Below are 15,469 nucleotides of genomic sequence, written 5' to 3'. Positions count from 1 at the left end.
AATTAGGAGGTATAAGCATGCCTACCCGCTATAATATAGAGTTTTTCGAACACTCAGGTTTAAAGCTTTATTTTCCAATTAATATGAATCTAAAAGACCCCATTCAAAGAATTTCTTTTGGATCCAATATTATAGAGACAAAATGTGAACGTCAGCCTAATGGGCGCAATATTATATCTATCAGTAAGGGGCTTGCCCGTAAGCTTCAGCTTCCTGAATTTGTCCGATCCATCTACCTATTTGAAAATGATGACATTCTTGTAATCGGACCGCTAGTTGGGATTTTCTCTTCCGGTTTTACGCCTTATCAAATAAAACCAATCGGAGAAAGATCCACCATTTTTGAAAAGCTATTATCAGTCCAATCCTCTGTAGGCGTAGTCCCATTTCTTTTTGGAGAACAGCATATAGATTGGGATCAGGGTATGATTGAGGGATTTTTCTTTACAAAAGATGGCTGGGAGAAGAGGAAAGTTCCGTTCCCTAATGTGGTATATGACCGCCTGCCAAACAGAAGAAGCGAAAAGCTTAAAGCATCCAAAAATGTAAAAGAAAAGCTTAGTCAGGAATATATGATTCCTTGGTATAACCCTGGATTTTTCAATAAATTGGATGTGTATGAAAGATTGCTGCAAAGCGATATTGCCGAGAACTATTTACCTGAAACCTATCCTTTTTCCTCCTTCTCACAGATGGAACAATTACTTTCCAAATATGGCCATATTTATATTAAACCAATGAACGGGAGCTTAGGTCTTGGTGTACATCAAATTTTATATAATCGTGAAGAACAAGCATATTATTGCAGATATCACGATGAGGCAAATCATCTAATGAAATTTAAATCTTTAGAGGCCTTAATGAAAAAGGTATTTGGGAAAAAGAATTTAGAACGGATGATCGTGCAGCAGGGAATACCATTAATGCGTTATAATCATCTGCCTGTCGATTTTCGGGTTCATGTTAATAAAAATAAGGATGGAAACTGGGAAGTTAGTGCGATGGCTGCAAAGGTTGCAGGAAACGGTAGCCCAACAACCCATGTAAAAAACGGTGGCACTATCAAAACAATCGAGGAAGTGTTTGATCATCCTGAAGAATGCAAAAGTTGCAAAGAAAAGCTGGAGAAAGCAGCCTTAGATTTAGCAAGCATTATTGAGGAGCAGATGGAGGGCATTATAGGGGAAATTGGATATGACTTTGGGATCGATACAAAAGGAAATGTATGGCTTTTTGAAGCAAATTCCAAGCCTGGGAGATCCATTTTTAAGCATCCTCATTTAAAGAATTCCGATATACTGACACGAAAGCTTTCTTTATCCTTTGCGGTATTTTTAACTGAAAAAGCCGTAAAAAAACCCGAGGAATTGTTTTCATGAACATTTATTTTCATCCCAAAAAAAATATATTCGTTCATATAGATAAACAGAATGGACCGTATTTTTGGGGTAAAAATGACGATTTTCTTCCTGTATCGGAAGAGGATTTCTCCCTTTCTTTTCCTTTTAAAATGAGAATAGACAAAATGAGATTAGGGCCGCTGATTGGAATACTGATAAGTAAAGATGGTCGTAATAATGTAATAGGCGACAGTGATTTATATATCGGAATTCAAAAGGAATTGCAGAAAATGGGTGGCCTCTCTTTTCTTTACAGTCTGGAGGATCTCAAGGAAGGATATATAACAGGGATTTGCTACTGCATAGACGAGGATAGATGGATTCAAGTTTCCTTCCCCTATCCTCAGCTTGTTTATAATCGCATATCATCTAGGAAACAAGAGGAGGAAGATGCGTTTCTTAACCATGTTGCTTGGATGAGGCAACATGATATTGTGCTATTTAATCCTGGTTTTATCGATAAATATTTGATGCATGAAATTTTTTCGAAAAATAGTCATCTTAAACCACTGTTACCAGAGACTATGCTTATTGAGAAAGAACCAAATGCTTTCCAGCAATTTTGATCTACCCATCATAAACTTTATTTAAAACCAACAAAAAGCTCACAAGGAAATGGTATAAGACTTATTACCATAGAAAGAAACAATAGATTTCAAATAAGAACAAATTCAAAAATTGAATATCTTACCTCCTATCCTGTCCTTGTCCGATATTTGGAATCACTCTGTAACAAACAAGCTTATATTGCCCAAAGAGCCATTGACAGTGATTTAGTAAATGGCAAGAAGTACGATTTCCGGATTCTCTCCCATTTTGAGAATGGACAATACAGAATCACTGGAATCGGAATAAGAATGGCAAAAAAAGACGGGATTACAACCCACCTATCTAAGGGCGGAGATATACTCCCATTAGAGCAACATTCTCATAAAAAGTGGATTAACAAATTCCGTCAAATTGTAAATGAATGTGGGCAATCACTGTCCAATGAGCTTGGTTTTTTTGGTGAATTCTCTATAGATGTAGGCATCGATAACCATAGGAATCCGTGGATTTTCGAAGTCAATGCCAAGCCAATGAAATTTGATGAAATAGAAATCGAAAGAAATAAAATGACAAAATTAATTCAGCTTTTTTATGAACTTACAAATTATTAGCAATTATTTTTGCTGTATAATGAAGTTATAGATGAATCCACTGGAGGAGAGATAATATTGATCCAACATTTCCAATATAAATCCTTATACTCAAATGAAAATCTGCCAGGATGGTCCTTCTCCTTTTACTATCAAAAACAAATGATAGCTGGAATATACCACCCTAATGGACAGATTGAATGGAAGACGGATGAAATTCACTTAGAAAAGGAAACCGAATTAAAAAAGCAGATCCATGAAATTATGCTATTCCATGTTTATGACAAGTAAACTCAAGGTTACAATTACCACTTACTTTTTTGAATGCAAACAGCCATTCCTTGTTCAAACTATGTTAGACAATGTTTTATAAGGAGATGTGTCTGTATGACAAATTTCAAAGACCCCGAGTTTCTGCCCGACACGCATTATGAAGGGAAAGACAAAGCATATTTAGACGTGGATAGAATGATTAACGAGGGAATGTCCGGCGGCTCTGTTCACATGAGGGAAGATTCAACCAATATTGAAGAAGCGGTCGATTTCTTCGAGGAAAACCCTCCTACTGAAGTCTAATGATGTAAGAAAACAGTCCCGATAAAAGGGATTGTTTTCTTATTTTATTGGCTTTGTTAAATAGTAATGTTGTTTTTTAGGCAAAAAATAGGAGAACGTCTGATTTGGTCGTTCTCCCTTTTATTCTGTTAATGCACCCATTAATGAAATAAAGTAATTTATTTATCATAATCTTACCAGTGTACTTGAAGTTTATTACCAGTGGGGTCGTAAAAGTGGAAAAAGGCATGACCATTATCTTCTTTTATATCCTCGACCTTAACTTGATTATCAATTAAGTGTTGATGAAATTTAGATAATTCTGGACTTGTAAAACCAATGCTAAATTCTTGTTCATTATCAATTGTAAAATGTGCAAATGTTTCATCTTCGGTAGGAACTAAGATAAGCAAGAAAGGTCCTTCATTTACTTTTAAAATCGCAAGTTCCTCAGTAATGTTTACTAACTGGAGCCCTAATACAACTCTATACCATTGTGCAGACAGTTCTAAATCTTTTACAGGAATTCTAATATAATGTACTTGTTCAATAAATGATTTACTCATAGCCTTCTCTCCTTTATTTGCATCTGTACATAAAATAGTTCCCTTTCTATATACCTTTTTCCTTCCGGTTATTGAATTAACCTGCCCGTAAAGAAACAATGAACGTTCTGTCATTAGGAAAATTCCGTTTTCATAAATTTACCATAATATGTATTATTGGAGATAGAACAACTGTCTAAAACCATTTTTGTTATCGTAAAGTTACCTTTTATATGTTTGATAGTGTCTAAGAATTGGACCAAATCAAATAATGTTCTAGTTATTTAGTCTCTATACACCATTAAAAAGCTCCATCCGGTTCTTTAACAAAATCCATTTTATTAAATCGAAATGTTTAATAGAAGTATCTTTATAGTCTGATTATGATATAATGTTCCTTTTCATAATTGGTGTTTAATCCTATAATAGACTTAGTTTCGGGAATTTTTTCATTAAAAGGAAAATCATTAATAAGCGGTTCTAAAAGGGGATTTCCTTTCAAACAGCAATCTTTATGAAAAGAGCCTTTTTTACAAAAGACAATTAATAGAGGTATGGATTATGATAAATCAATTAAAAAGGCATTATCCAAATGCCATTGTCCAGACTACATTACCAAATTTCAGTCATTGTTACTCCTTTTACATTGAATCCGAAAAAAAATATATAGCCGTTCCCAAAGCAGATGTGACACCATCAGAACTTCAGCTTTTGAACACAATATTTCCTCTACAAACGGATCAGTCCAGAATACTTTTTGGGGAAAAGGCTTCGGAATGGCAGCAATTTTTATTTTATTCTGATTCTGAACCTCCATCGGAAATGGATGGACAAGAATATCGGATTATCCAGTTGTCCATTTCCGAGTATAAAGAGCAATTTGAATTAAAAGATTTACAGGAAGCTTTTATAAATACTTTTTCCCTTCCTGTTACCCAAATATTCACTTCTCCAACAGAAGGAATTATTGTGGAAAAAAATCATCCTCTTGCTATTTCAGAACAGGATCTCTCTTCTTCGATACAAGCCTTTGAAAGTGATTTTTATTTTAAAATCCATTTCTTTATTGGTCAATTTAGGCAATTGGATTATTCACTGAAAAGGTTATTCGAATTGGAAAAGCGATTATTTCAGTTTGCCCTACAAGAGAAGGCTAATAAAAGAATCCATACATTCGCCAACGTTTTACCGTCATATTTATTAAAAAATACAGACATCACTTCAAGAAAGTTATTGTTCAATAGAATATTCGAAGTATTTCAGGAAGACATCGAATTAAAGAAAACCATTAAACTTTATTTAGAGAATCATTCTAATACAAGTCAAACTGCAAAGCAGCTTTTCATGCATCGAAACAGCCTGCAATATAAATTAGATAAATTTTTAGAGAAAACAGGTGTGGATATAAAAAGCTTTTCAGGTGCCATCACAGCTTATTTAGCTTGTCTTGATTACGAAGGGAATGAGCCTGAATAAAAATTATGCCTAAAAACTAGTTTGAATTTTTGTGCAAAGTGACCATTTAATAATGTAAGGGCTTTCTTTAGAATGATGATAACAGACTAAAGGGGGTATATAAATGGCAGAGTTAAAATTAGAGCATGTATACAAGGTGTATGATAATAAAGTAACCGCTGTAAAAGACTTTAATCTACATATTCAAGATAAGGAGTTCATTGTATTTGTCGGCCCTTCCGGATGCGGGAAATCAACAACCCTTCGTATGATTGCCGGATTAGAGGAAATATCCGATGGAGACTTCTACATCGATGATAAGCGTGTAAATGATGTAGCTCCAAAGGATCGTGATATTGCGATGGTTTTCCAAAACTATGCACTTTATCCACATATGAGCGTCTATGATAATATGGCGTTCGGTCTTAAGCTAAGAAAGGTTTCAAAGGCAGAAATTGATAAAAGAGTAAAAGAGGCTGCCAGTATTCTTGGCTTGGAAGAATATTTAAACCGAAAGCCAAAGGCTCTATCTGGAGGTCAACGTCAGCGAGTTGCATTAGGACGTGCCATTGTTCGTGATGCAAAGGTTTTCTTAATGGATGAACCCCTTTCAAACTTGGACGCTAAGTTAAGGGTACAAATGCGCGCTGAGCTTGTAAAACTACATCAAAGATTAGATACAACAACTATTTATGTAACGCATGACCAAACAGAAGCGATGACAATGGCTACTAGAATCGTCATTATGAAAGATGGAGTGATCCAGCAGGTAGGTACACCGAAAGAAGTATATGATAGCCCTGTGAATATGTTTGTTGCAGGTTTTATTGGCTCTCCTGCAATGAACTTCTTTAAAGGTAAGCTTGAAGATGGCAGCTTTATTATTTCCGACAAAGTACAAATTGCGGTGCCTGACGGAAAGATGAAGGTACTTCGGGAAAAAGGTTATGTTGGCAAGGATATTGTTTTAGGTATAAGACCGGAGGATATCCATGACGAGCCAATTTTCCTTGATGCTTCACCTGGCTCTAAAATTGTCGCAAATATAGAAGTTTCCGAATTAACAGGGGCAGAAACAATGCTTTATTCCCAAATTGAAGGTCAAGACTTTATTTCCAGAGTTGATTCTCGTACAGAGATTCGAATTGGTGATAAGGTAGAGCTGGCATTAGACATGAACAAAGTACATTTCTTTGATCAAGAAACAGAAATGAATATAAGCTGACTTTTCCGATTATATTCTCTATCCTTTTATGGATAATAGCTCTTTTCTTAAACCTTGTTACTATTTACAGGCGATAATCTGATAAGTACGGATTTTTTGTAAAGATGAGTAATCTTATATTTATTTCCATGCAATCGGGAATATCCGATTGCTTTTTTTATGGCGTCTGTTTTCGTATAGATAGTTATTTTTCGTATATTGTTACAAATTTTAATATGGACTTACTCTCAGGGCATCTTTTCTTACGAAGGATATTCTTCTATGACCAAGAGCTAGGTTGTAATTTAAAATTTTATTGGAAAAAGCAATAAAATCTAAGAAAAGAGCCTTTATTGAATTGTAATGGTTTTTTGCAAATCAAATCCGCATTCCCGACATTTGAATAAATGAACACATATGGGTTGTTCCGAACTTATCGGGTCACCATCGGCTAATTTAATTAAATCAATCTCCATATAAGGACTGTAGTCATCAAAATAATCATATATTCTGCCTTGATCCTCCATTTCTTGTCCACATTGAATACACTCAATCGTCGATTCGGAAACTCCATTACATAATTCGCACCATTGCATCGGATCACCCCATATAACCTTTTAAAGTTATAATGTGTAATATCCATACATTTAATCATGTAAACACAATCTTCACGGAATAAATTTCCTGTTTTTTTTGTTGTATATTTTTTGTTTAACAAAACATAATACTAGTACAAGCGGCAAACAACATTGGGTTAAACCATAGATGGTCACAAATTACTTTGTGTGCTGGTGCAACTCCAGCTAACCCAACCAAAACAAAATTCAACGAGGAGATGACAGAATTATGGCACGTAACAACAATTCTAACCAATTAGTAGCTCCTGGAGCTCAACAAGCAATTGATCAAATGAAGTACGAAATTGCTTCTGAATTTGGTGTTAACCTTGGTCCAGATACAACTTCTCGCGCTAACGGATCTGTTGGAGGAGAAATCACAAAACGTCTTGTTCAAATGGCTGAACAACAATTAGGCGGAGGCTTCCATCAATAATAAAAAATCAAATATAGTAATGGATATGGGAGACACTTTCAAATGTGTCTCCCATTAATTTTATTTTAAATTTACCATCTTGCTTGGATCTATCCATTTTTCATACTGCTCCGCGGATAAATATCCCGTCTTGATAGCTGCTCCCTTTAAGGTAGTTCCTTCTTTAAAAGCTAGTTTCGCAATTTCTGCTGCCTTTTCATAGCCAATATGCGGATTAAGAGCGGTGACCAGCATTAATGATCGGTTAACATTTTCATTAATTACCTCTTTATTGGGCTCAATTCCCACCGCACATCTTTCATCAAATGATCTCATACTATCCGCGAGTAAGTGTACAGATTGTAAAAAGTTATAGATGATTACCGGTTTGAACACATTTAATTCGAAATTCCCCTGACTTGCTGCAAATCCGATGGCTGCATCATTTCCAAACACTTGAACGGCAACCATTGTAAGGGCCTCACTTTGAGTGGGATTTACTTTTCCTGGCATAATAGAGCTTCCCGGCTCATTAGCAGGAATGGTGATCTCACCAATACCGCTTCTAGGTCCACTTGCAAGCCATCTTACATCATTGGCAATTTTCATTAAATCTGCTGCAAGTCCCTTAAGGGCACCATGCACGTGTACGATTTCATCATGACTGGTTAAGGCGTGAAATTTGTTATCGGATGAGCGGAATGTGTAGCCCAGCTGCTCACTTAATTGTTTTGCTACTTCATCGCCAAATTTCGGATCCGCATTGATTCCCGTTCCAACCGCAGTTCCTCCAATGGCCAAATTCAGTATATGATTGGCACTTTCCTTTATCATTTGTTCTGCTTTTTCCAGCATAGCTCTCCAGCCGCTAATCTCTTGTCCAAGAGTTAATGGAGTTGCATCTTGCAAATGGGTGCGACCAATCTTGATAATATTCATAAATGCTTGCTCTTTTTTTGTTAGAGTTTCCGCTAATTGCTTTAATGATGGGTATAATTTTGTATGCAGTTCATGGATTGCAGCAATATGCATGGCGGTTGGAAATGTATCATTAGAGCTTTGCGACATATTAATATCATCATTAGGATGAATTTTTTCATCGCTATGTTCTGATTGCAATATCTCATTTGCTCGTCTTGCAACCACTTCATTCACATTCATATTGGATTGAGTGCCGCTCCCTGTTTGCCAAACCACTAATGGAAAATGATCATCAAATTTCCCTTCTAATACCTCTTCACATGCTTTAACAATCGCTTCTTTTTTCGCCTGTGACAGCTTTTCTAGCTTGTAATTTACAATGGCAGCAGCTTTCTTCAACTGTGCAAATGCACGGATCACCTGGATTGGCATCTTTTCAGTGCCAATAGGAAAGTTTTCCTTACTTCTTTGTGTTTGTGCGCCCCAATATTTATCTGCAGGAACCTTCATTTCCCCTAATGTATCTTTTTCAATGCGGTATTCCATCCAAACATCCTCCTTTTTTATATCTTCTAAATACTTACTACTCATTAATTTCCCAATTCCTATTATTTCATGTTTATTTTCTCATAATTCTTTTAAAAATTAAAAAAAGCAGCTTCGAAGCGGAAGCTACCTTTACTATTGACTCTTTTCTTAAATTCACTTGCTTGTTCATGGCACTTTTCTTAAAGTTTGTAGCTTTTGTAAAAGAAATTGAAATCAATTTAATTTCTTACGTGTTAAAAATAATATCCTTTTAAAGAAAAGATGCCCCGAAGCTAAGTCTAATTAGGATTTATAACTATTACAAAAAGGAACCCTTAATAAGAAAGCAGCCTTACTATTACATCGCCGGAGATTGATCTGCTATTATTTTGTCCTCTTTTACCAGCTTTGGTAAAACAATCATATAATAGAAAGCAGGAAGCATTAATGCACCACCGACAATACAGAATAAGGCTTCTATACTCAGGAATTTTTGAAAAGCCACACCAATAAATGCCAATGTAATCGTTTGGAATAGCATCATTAACGGCTCAATCCATCCCTGAACACGCCCCATTAATTTCGGATCCACGATACTCGGCATCCAGCCTCCTATCGATACATTGATAACAGGTAAAGCAAGCGCTGATATAAAGGTCAGGCCAAGAAAGATCGGAATAGAGGTGGCGAAGCCTGATAAAGCAACAAAACCGCCAGTAATCAATAAACCGATAATAATTAAATGATGGAATTTATACTTTTGTACTAAAATTGAACTTATAACACTTCCAATTAACACTCCGCATCCAAAAATAATTCCGATTAATACAGAATACTCTTCGTATGAGTTTGGTGCGAGCTTATATTTTAGTATAAAAATAGGAATTACGGAAAATCCTCCATTCGCTACACCAAATACAATAAAACCAATGATTAGTGAGCGTAAAAGTTTATTATTATATATATAAGCAGCACCTGTTTTAAAATCCTTGAATACAAGCTTAACATTTAAATCCTTCCATGTGTGCTTACCATTAGGAAGTATAGCATTTTTATCGAAACGATTTACTTTAATTAATATTGCACTTATGAAGAATGAACAAGCATCGATTATTACTGCACCGTATACTCCAGTCAATTTATATGCAAGAATTCCTAAGGCACCGCCAAAAAGCATAAATATGCTTGATACCATCTGATTGAGACCGGCAGCAGTAGCATAGTCATCTTTTTTCAATACGCCTTGTAAAATAGCTGATTCTGCAGGAGCGAAAAATTTTCGAACTCCACTTCGCAAAAACAGAACAGCAAAGACTAGCGGCATCCACCCAATATAAATTGCCGCAAATAAAGCAAGTGTGAGAAAAATGCTGATGGTATCACAGTAGTATGCTACTTTTTGTCGATCCATTCTGTCGGCTACTACACCTACTATAAAAAAGATAAAGAGAGTAGGCAGAGAATACATCATTTCAGCGGTGGAAGCATAACCCGGTTGGTTTGAAAAACGGTCGAGCAAATAGAAGGTGAAAGCCGTCATTCCAATAACCGTTCCCATTTGTGAAGTGAAATTTGCAAAAAATAATTTGACGAAACTAGGGTTTTTAAATAATTCAATCATTTTTTTCATTTATTTTTACCTCATTCGTTTAATTTATCTTCATTATATTTTGCAAATGGTTGATTCGGGAGTATCTCGTGAACGGTTTCTTCTCGGTCTCTGGACTGATTTTATTCCAATAAAATAACCCCAAACACAATCGTTTGGAGTTAAAATATTAATGCCCTCTAAATTCTTTCCATTTTTTCTTTAAATGCTCCTCTAATTCTTTCCATTTACCCTTTTGTTTTTCAATCTTGTCTTTTAGTTTGTTGGTGCCTTCTCTTAATTTTTTGTCAAATTCCTCCGCCTTATCCATTAAGGATTGATTCTCTTTGTTCTTTTGTATTGTATTAACGGATTGAACATCAAATTTACCTGGCTTTGTATATTTTAAAGTATTTTGCATTACCGCTTGAAAAATTGGGACAACACCTTGTGAGCTAAGTCCAGATAAATAATGCGTTGAATCGGATTTATCATATCCAATCCATATTGCACCAACAATGTTAGGTGTATATCCTACAAACCACTGATCGGTTGTCCCGCTCGAGCTATAGGATGTTTGAGTGGAACCTGTTTTACCTGCAATTGTATAGCCTGGTACATTTACCCCTCTACCTGTTCCCGTTTCCACGACATTTAAAAGCATGGATGTCATTTCATCCGCCACTTTTTTGCTTGTCACATCTGTTTCCTTCGGTTTTCTTTCCTTTATTATATTTCCAGTAGGTCCAACTATCTTCTTGATAATATGGCCATCGTAACGCTTACCATCATTAGCAAAGACGGAAAAAGCTTCGGCCATTTCCAATGGCGACACACCTTTACGCAATCCCCCGAGTGCTAAACCAAGATTCCTATCCTCTTTCGAAAGTGGAATTCCAAATCTTTTGACTGCATCCATCCCTTTGTCAATGCCGATTTCATTTAATAGCCATACTGCAGGTAGGTTGATGGAGTCCTCCACTGCTTTATACATCGGGACCTCGCCAAGATATTGTCCATTATAATTTTTTGGAGCATAATTCCCAAAGGTCATTTGCTCATCCTTCAGTGAGGAATTTGCCGAATAGCCTTCCTCCAACGCCGGTGTATAGACCGCCAAAGGCTTCATTGTAGAACCCGGCTGCCTTTGTAATTGCGTTGCCCGATTAAAGCCCCGGAATACCTTTTCTCCTCTTCCGCCAACTAACGCTCTAATACCTCCTGAATGAGGATCCAGTAAAATGCCCCCGCTTTGCACAAGGTCTCCACCACGGCCAGCAGGAAATACTGCATCGTTTTTGTATACTCGTTCCAGTGCTGATTGGATATTTTGATCCATTTCCGTATAGATTCGATAGCCTCGAGTCAAAATTTCATCTTGAGTTAAACCGTAGCGTTTGGTTGCTTCATCTAAAACAGCATCCACATAATAAGGATATTTTCCCTTTAGCGAGTCTCCGCCCGCATCCTTCAATACTAATTTCTCATTTACTGCTTTATTATATTGTTCCTTTGTAATGTAGCCATATTTTTTCATTGCCCCCAAAACTACATTACGACGTTCTATCGCCTTATCCATATGTCGATATGGGTCCAAAGCGGAAGGCGCATTAATAATTCCGGCCAAAGTAGCTGCCTCACTTAAATCCACATTCTCCACATTTTTTCCAAAGTACTTTCTAGAGGCATTTTGCACTCCCCATGCACCATGACCGAAATAAATTTGGTTTAAATACATTTGTAAAATATCGTCTTTAGAATAATATTTTTCAATCTTAACAGCTAAAAAGAGTTCTTCCACTTTTCTTTTATATGTTCGTTCAGGTGAAAGAAGTGCATTTTTTGTTAATTGTTGAGTAATAGTACTGCCCCCTGCAGTGACACCCCCTGCAGCTATATTTTTAAAAAAGGCACTAGTCATTCCTTTAACATCAAATCCGCTATGTTCATAAAAGCGATGATCCTCAATTGACACTACCGCATTTTTTAAGTTAGTCGGTACTTGTTTAATAGCCACACCATCTATTCGATTGGCTGATATTTTACTAGCAAGATCACCATCTTTATCATATATCGCTGTTGATTGGGATAGTCCCTTTTTTAAGGAACCGATATTTACAGTGCTGGCAAAATAGGCAAAGAAGCCTAAAAATCCTAACAAAAATAGTGATGCTGCCAGAAGTATTATTTGGTTCATATGTGCTTTCTTCCATAACCGTTTTACAGCCGTCCAAAACTGCTGTAACCGTTCCATTTTGTTCCCTACCTTCTTATTCGTCTGGAATATTCTATTTTTTTACTCCATTTATCGTAATAAACATTTCTTTATTACTATGCTAAAGGATATTATTTAACTCAAAAAAAATCAATAAAAAAAGGAAAGGCAACCCCTTCCCTTTTACCCATTATTCACCTTTCGCAAAACCAGTCTCGGAGAGATCAGAAGAATAAATATTACTAATATAACACTAAGTATAAAGCTAGGAAGCATGTAGCTGCCATTATATAGGAATGAATAAATGGCAACTGGCTGTCCAGGTGGTGCATATGACCCAAAAAAGATTATACCTGTATAAAAATGAACAGCGAATCTTAATAAACTGCCAACAAAAATGCCTATAATAGAATAAGTAATCCACTTTCCTTTTTTGGATGCTGATAATCCACTCCGAATTTGATTTACAAATATACCAGCAAATCCAATAACAGTAAAGGCTACAAAATAATCAAGTATTCCTTGTGTTACAGTATATATTTTTGGGAATCCGGCTACAAATTGCAATAAACCTAAAAGAAAACCTGTTAATAATCCTCCCTTTATACCCCAGCGATAAGCCATGATAAAAACAGGAATCATTGCTAATGTTACCGATCCTCCCTCCGGCCAAATTGCTTGACAAATAACACCTGATATTAGGTCTAACAAATAGGCAAGCGCCCCCAAAACTGCAACTTCTACGAGAAACAAAGTCTTTCTATTCACTATTATCTTCCCCTTCTCCATTCATTATTTCAATTGAATATCCAGACTGGGAGGTTGAAGAATGTATTGTTTTTTTGAGGCTCATTTCTTGCCGCCATAAAATAAAAAAGCAATACAGGACGGTTTTAAGGAAAGTCCATGTATTGCTTCATTCCATCAAACCACAGTCCCTGCGCTAGCATTATCTAACAGGTTCATAGGGTCAGAACTCTAACGTTCACTCTCAGCCAAAATGGCTCCCCTTGTGGGAATATTCAATTCATCATTTTAAATATACTATGAATTTATGAAATTGACAATCATTTTTATAGATTTCTCTTTATGTTGTTGAAAATCGACAATAAGCTTGGTTATTCACAAGAAAAAAATGCATATTTTTCTAAAATATTGGAAAGTTTTCGATTATTTTGATATATTTAAAATGAGTATGCAATCATTCATTATGCAAGTAATTGGAGGTGAATCAATGATTCCGGTAGGAGATGTTTTTGTTCGTTATCTGGAGGATTACCGTGAAACCTTTTTAGCAAAATGGAAGAGTGAGATATTAATTAATGACGAAGATTTATTTAAAAATGAAATTTGTACCAATGCTGATTCTATGTATAGAATCCTTATTCAATCCATAACGATGTCAAAAAATCAAGTAGATCAGCTAGTAAAGCCTTTAGCACAAAAGATTGTGGAGGAAAGATGTTACGCGAAAATTAATATTGGTGAATTTGTCTTCAATGTTAATCTGGGTAGGTCCATCATATTCCAGGATTTATATCAGCTTCATACTGATTGGATAGAGCTGCAGCAGGCTATTGATCAAATAAACTACACGTTTGATCAATTTCTTTACTATGCAGTTTTTTATTATTCCGAAACACAGGAAATGATTATTAAAGAAAAAAACGAGTATATTACAAGCACCCATCATGACCGATTAACGCTTCTTGGACAAATGACCTCCAGTTTTGTCCATGAATTTCGCAATCCACTAACATCCATTCACGGTTTCGTCCAATTGCTGAAAGCGGATTACCCAACTTTACCTTATCTGGACATCATATCTAATGAGCTTGAGCAGCTAAAGTTTAGTATCTCGCAATTTCTAATGCTATCAAAAAAAGAAATTATTGAACAGGAAATGACCGTTATTTCACTTCATGAATTAATAGAGCAGGTTCTATCCTTTTTATACCCACGTATATTGGAAGTTAATGTTGAAGTACAGCGAGAAATCAAACAAGATTACAATATTCTTGGGTACTATGATGAAATCAAACAAGTCTTCGTTAACATTATTTTTAATGCAATAGATGTTTTATTAGATGTAAAAGAACCCGTAATTCGCATTGAATTATCAGAACAAGAACAATTCATCTCAGTAGAAATTGCCAATAATGGACCTAAGATTCCCGAAGGATTTATAGAACATATATTTGAACCATTTGTATCGCAAAAGAAAACAGGGACTGGCTTAGGACTGTATGTTAGCAAGAATACAATTGAAAAGCATGGAGGTACGTTAACTTGCAGCTCTACAGATGATTGGACTGTTTTTAGGATAACTTTACCAAGTAATAGTTAGTACAGTAACCGTTCATACATAATATGATATATGCCGCTATTTTCGTATAGAGTGTTGGTTTCCGTAATTGTTATAAATCCTAATATAGAATTAGCTCCGTGCCTTTTTTCGGAGGTGTACCATTACCAAAAGCTAGTTCGTTCATGGGTTTTGACTGAAACAGCAACAAAGTTTAAGAAAAGAGCCTATATGAAAGTTACTCTCCCATTTTTTTTGGGAGAGCACCATTGTTTATACTGATCTATGAATTTCTTACCAGAAAAACCAAGGCAAAAAGGCGAGTGCACCAATAGCACCTAGTGCAATTCCAGCGCCGAAGCCCCAGCCCCAGCCCCAGCCTCCCCAATAGGGATATCCATAACCACCATAGAATGGATATGCATATCCACCATATCCAGCACCTGAAAGAGGTCTTAAATAGACCATTCGATTATCTACACGATGAATAATTCCCCGATGAATTCTTCCATCTTTTGTTCGAATTTCTACGGGTCTACCAATCCCACGTTGACACATATGATAGTAATTCACTCGTTGTTC

15 protein-coding genes, 1 pseudogene and 1 riboswitch are annotated in these 15,469 nt (G+C 35.9%); of the genes and pseudogenes, 9 read left to right on the top strand and 7 right to left on the bottom strand.

What is annotated here, in order from left to right; all coding sequences use genetic code 11:
• The first annotated feature begins 17 nt into the window (after positions 1-17).
• From KHA87_RS01195 to KHA87_RS01175, 5 genes and pseudogenes are all read left to right on the top strand, one after another.
• Positions 18-1,379: a YheC/YheD family endospore coat-associated protein gene (locus KHA87_RS01195; RefSeq protein WP_213092295.1), complete on the top strand. Its 1,362-nt coding sequence runs from the start codon at positions 18-20 to the stop codon at positions 1,377-1,379.
• Positions 1,376-1,966 (top strand): ATP-grasp domain-containing protein, encoded by a 591-nt coding sequence (locus KHA87_RS01190; RefSeq protein ID WP_213092294.1) that lies wholly within the window; start codon positions 1,376-1,378, stop codon positions 1,964-1,966. The genes KHA87_RS01195 and KHA87_RS01190 overlap by 4 nt, the downstream gene beginning before the upstream one ends.
• A gap of 15 nt (positions 1,967-1,981) precedes the next feature.
• Positions 1,982-2,560: pseudogene (locus KHA87_RS01185) on the top strand (YheC/YheD family protein); the annotation flags it as partial.
• A 57-nt stretch (positions 2,561-2,617) separates the two neighbouring features.
• Positions 2,618-2,830: a YheE family protein gene (locus tag KHA87_RS01180; RefSeq protein WP_213092293.1), complete on the top strand. Its 213-nt coding sequence runs from the start codon at positions 2,618-2,620 to the stop codon at positions 2,828-2,830.
• A gap of 96 nt (positions 2,831-2,926) precedes the next feature.
• Positions 2,927-3,115, top strand: a complete 189-nt coding sequence (locus tag KHA87_RS01175; RefSeq protein WP_213092292.1) for a hypothetical protein — start codon at positions 2,927-2,929, stop codon at positions 3,113-3,115.
• A gap of 173 nt (positions 3,116-3,288) precedes the next feature.
• On the opposite strand, the gene KHA87_RS01170 is transcribed toward KHA87_RS01175, so the two are convergent.
• Complete coding sequence (locus KHA87_RS01170; protein ID WP_213094199.1) at positions 3,289-3,660, bottom strand: VOC family protein; 372 nt, start codon at positions 3,658-3,660, stop codon at positions 3,289-3,291.
• A gap of 540 nt (positions 3,661-4,200) precedes the next feature.
• Here KHA87_RS01170 and KHA87_RS01165 point away from each other — a divergent pair.
• Together KHA87_RS01165 and KHA87_RS01160 are read left to right on the top strand one after the other, a co-directional pair.
• Positions 4,201-5,115, top strand: a complete 915-nt coding sequence (locus tag KHA87_RS01165; RefSeq protein ID WP_213092291.1) for a PucR family transcriptional regulator — start codon at positions 4,201-4,203, stop codon at positions 5,113-5,115.
• Positions 5,116-5,218: 103 nt separating this feature from the next.
• Entirely contained in the window at positions 5,219-6,319 is a 1,101-nt protein-coding gene (locus KHA87_RS01160) for an ABC transporter ATP-binding protein (protein WP_213092290.1), read from the top strand.
• 329 nt (positions 6,320-6,648) lie between these two features.
• Here the strand turns inward: KHA87_RS01160 and KHA87_RS01155 are convergent, their stop codons facing one another.
• Positions 6,649-6,894, bottom strand: coding sequence for a hypothetical protein (locus KHA87_RS01155; RefSeq protein ID WP_213092289.1), 246 nt, complete (start codon positions 6,892-6,894; stop codon positions 6,649-6,651).
• A gap of 250 nt (positions 6,895-7,144) precedes the next feature.
• On the opposite strand from KHA87_RS01155, the gene KHA87_RS01150 reads away from it, so the two are divergent.
• Positions 7,145-7,351 (top strand): alpha/beta-type small acid-soluble spore protein, encoded by a 207-nt coding sequence (locus KHA87_RS01150; RefSeq protein WP_213092288.1) that lies wholly within the window; start codon positions 7,145-7,147, stop codon positions 7,349-7,351.
• A 60-nt stretch (positions 7,352-7,411) separates the two neighbouring features.
• Here KHA87_RS01150 and fumC read toward each other — a convergent pair whose 3' ends face one another.
• The 4 genes from fumC to thiT all read right to left on the bottom strand — a co-directional run bounded on the left by fumC (position 7,412) and on the right by thiT (position 13,350).
• Positions 7,412-8,797 carry a class II fumarate hydratase gene (gene fumC / locus KHA87_RS01145; RefSeq protein WP_213092287.1) on the bottom strand — a complete coding sequence of 462 codons (1,386 nt, stop codon included), beginning with the start codon at positions 8,795-8,797 and terminating at the stop codon, positions 7,412-7,414.
• 340 nt (positions 8,798-9,137) lie between these two features.
• Positions 9,138-10,409 (bottom strand): MFS transporter, encoded by a 1,272-nt coding sequence (locus KHA87_RS01140; RefSeq protein WP_213092286.1) that lies wholly within the window; start codon positions 10,407-10,409, stop codon positions 9,138-9,140.
• Positions 10,410-10,557: 148 nt separating this feature from the next.
• Positions 10,558-12,621 carry a PBP1A family penicillin-binding protein gene (locus KHA87_RS01135; RefSeq protein WP_213092285.1) on the bottom strand — a complete coding sequence of 688 codons (2,064 nt, stop codon included), beginning with the start codon at positions 12,619-12,621 and terminating at the stop codon, positions 10,558-10,560.
• Between the two features lie 144 nt (positions 12,622-12,765).
• Complete coding sequence (gene thiT, locus KHA87_RS01130) at positions 12,766-13,350, bottom strand: energy-coupled thiamine transporter ThiT (protein ID WP_349305544.1); 585 nt, start codon at positions 13,348-13,350, stop codon at positions 12,766-12,768.
• Between the two features lie 149 nt (positions 13,351-13,499).
• Positions 13,500-13,603: riboswitch (TPP riboswitch) on the bottom strand.
• Positions 13,604-13,816: 213 nt separating this feature from the next.
• On the opposite strand from thiT, the gene KHA87_RS01125 reads away from it, so the two are divergent.
• Positions 13,817-14,929, top strand: a complete 1,113-nt coding sequence (locus KHA87_RS01125) for a histidine kinase N-terminal domain-containing protein (protein WP_213092284.1) — start codon at positions 13,817-13,819, stop codon at positions 14,927-14,929.
• 252 nt (positions 14,930-15,181) lie between these two features.
• Here KHA87_RS01125 and KHA87_RS01120 read toward each other — a convergent pair whose 3' ends face one another.
• Positions 15,182-15,445, bottom strand: coding sequence for a hypothetical protein (locus tag KHA87_RS01120; RefSeq protein ID WP_249310273.1), 264 nt, complete (start codon positions 15,443-15,445; stop codon positions 15,182-15,184).
• Positions 15,446-15,469 lie beyond the last annotated feature (24 nt).

The organism is Bacillus sp. FJAT-49736 (assembly GCF_018343615.1).
In the GTDB taxonomy this organism is placed as follows: Bacteria; Bacillota; Bacilli; order Bacillales; family Bacillaceae_C; genus Margalitia.
This window is presented reverse-complemented; position numbering and strand designations above follow the sequence as displayed.

Bases quoted from the DNA above. Each gene is read 5' to 3' on its own strand.
- KHA87_RS01120 (WP_249310273.1), bottom strand. From the start codon at position 15,445: ATGTGTCAACGTGGGATTGGTAGACCCGTAGAAATTCGAACAAAAGAT.
- KHA87_RS01165 (WP_213092291.1), top strand. From the start codon at position 4,201: ATGATAAATCAATTAAAAAGGCATTATCCAAATGCCATTGTCCAGACT.
- KHA87_RS01135 (WP_213092285.1), bottom strand. From the start codon at position 12,621: ATGGAACGGTTACAGCAGTTTTGGACGGCTGTAAAACGGTTATGGAAG.
- KHA87_RS01160 (WP_213092290.1), top strand. From the start codon at position 5,219: ATGGCAGAGTTAAAATTAGAGCATGTATACAAGGTGTATGATAATAAA.
- KHA87_RS01140 (WP_213092286.1), bottom strand. From the start codon at position 10,409: ATGAAAAAAATGATTGAATTATTTAAAAACCCTAGTTTCGTCAAATTA.
- KHA87_RS01190 (WP_213092294.1), top strand. From the start codon at position 1,376: ATGAACATTTATTTTCATCCCAAAAAAAATATATTCGTTCATATAGAT.
- KHA87_RS01175 (WP_213092292.1), top strand. From the start codon at position 2,927: ATGACAAATTTCAAAGACCCCGAGTTTCTGCCCGACACGCATTATGAA.
- KHA87_RS01150 (WP_213092288.1), top strand. From the start codon at position 7,145: ATGGCACGTAACAACAATTCTAACCAATTAGTAGCTCCTGGAGCTCAA.
- KHA87_RS01170 (WP_213094199.1), bottom strand. From the start codon at position 3,660: ATGAGTAAATCATTTATTGAACAAGTACATTATATTAGAATTCCTGTA.
- KHA87_RS01155 (WP_213092289.1), bottom strand. From the start codon at position 6,894: ATGCAATGGTGCGAATTATGTAATGGAGTTTCCGAATCGACGATTGAG.
- KHA87_RS01125 (WP_213092284.1), top strand. From the start codon at position 13,817: ATGATTCCGGTAGGAGATGTTTTTGTTCGTTATCTGGAGGATTACCGT.
- KHA87_RS01195 (WP_213092295.1), top strand. From the start codon at position 18: ATGCCTACCCGCTATAATATAGAGTTTTTCGAACACTCAGGTTTAAAG.
- fumC (WP_213092287.1), bottom strand. From the start codon at position 8,797: ATGGAATACCGCATTGAAAAAGATACATTAGGGGAAATGAAGGTTCCT.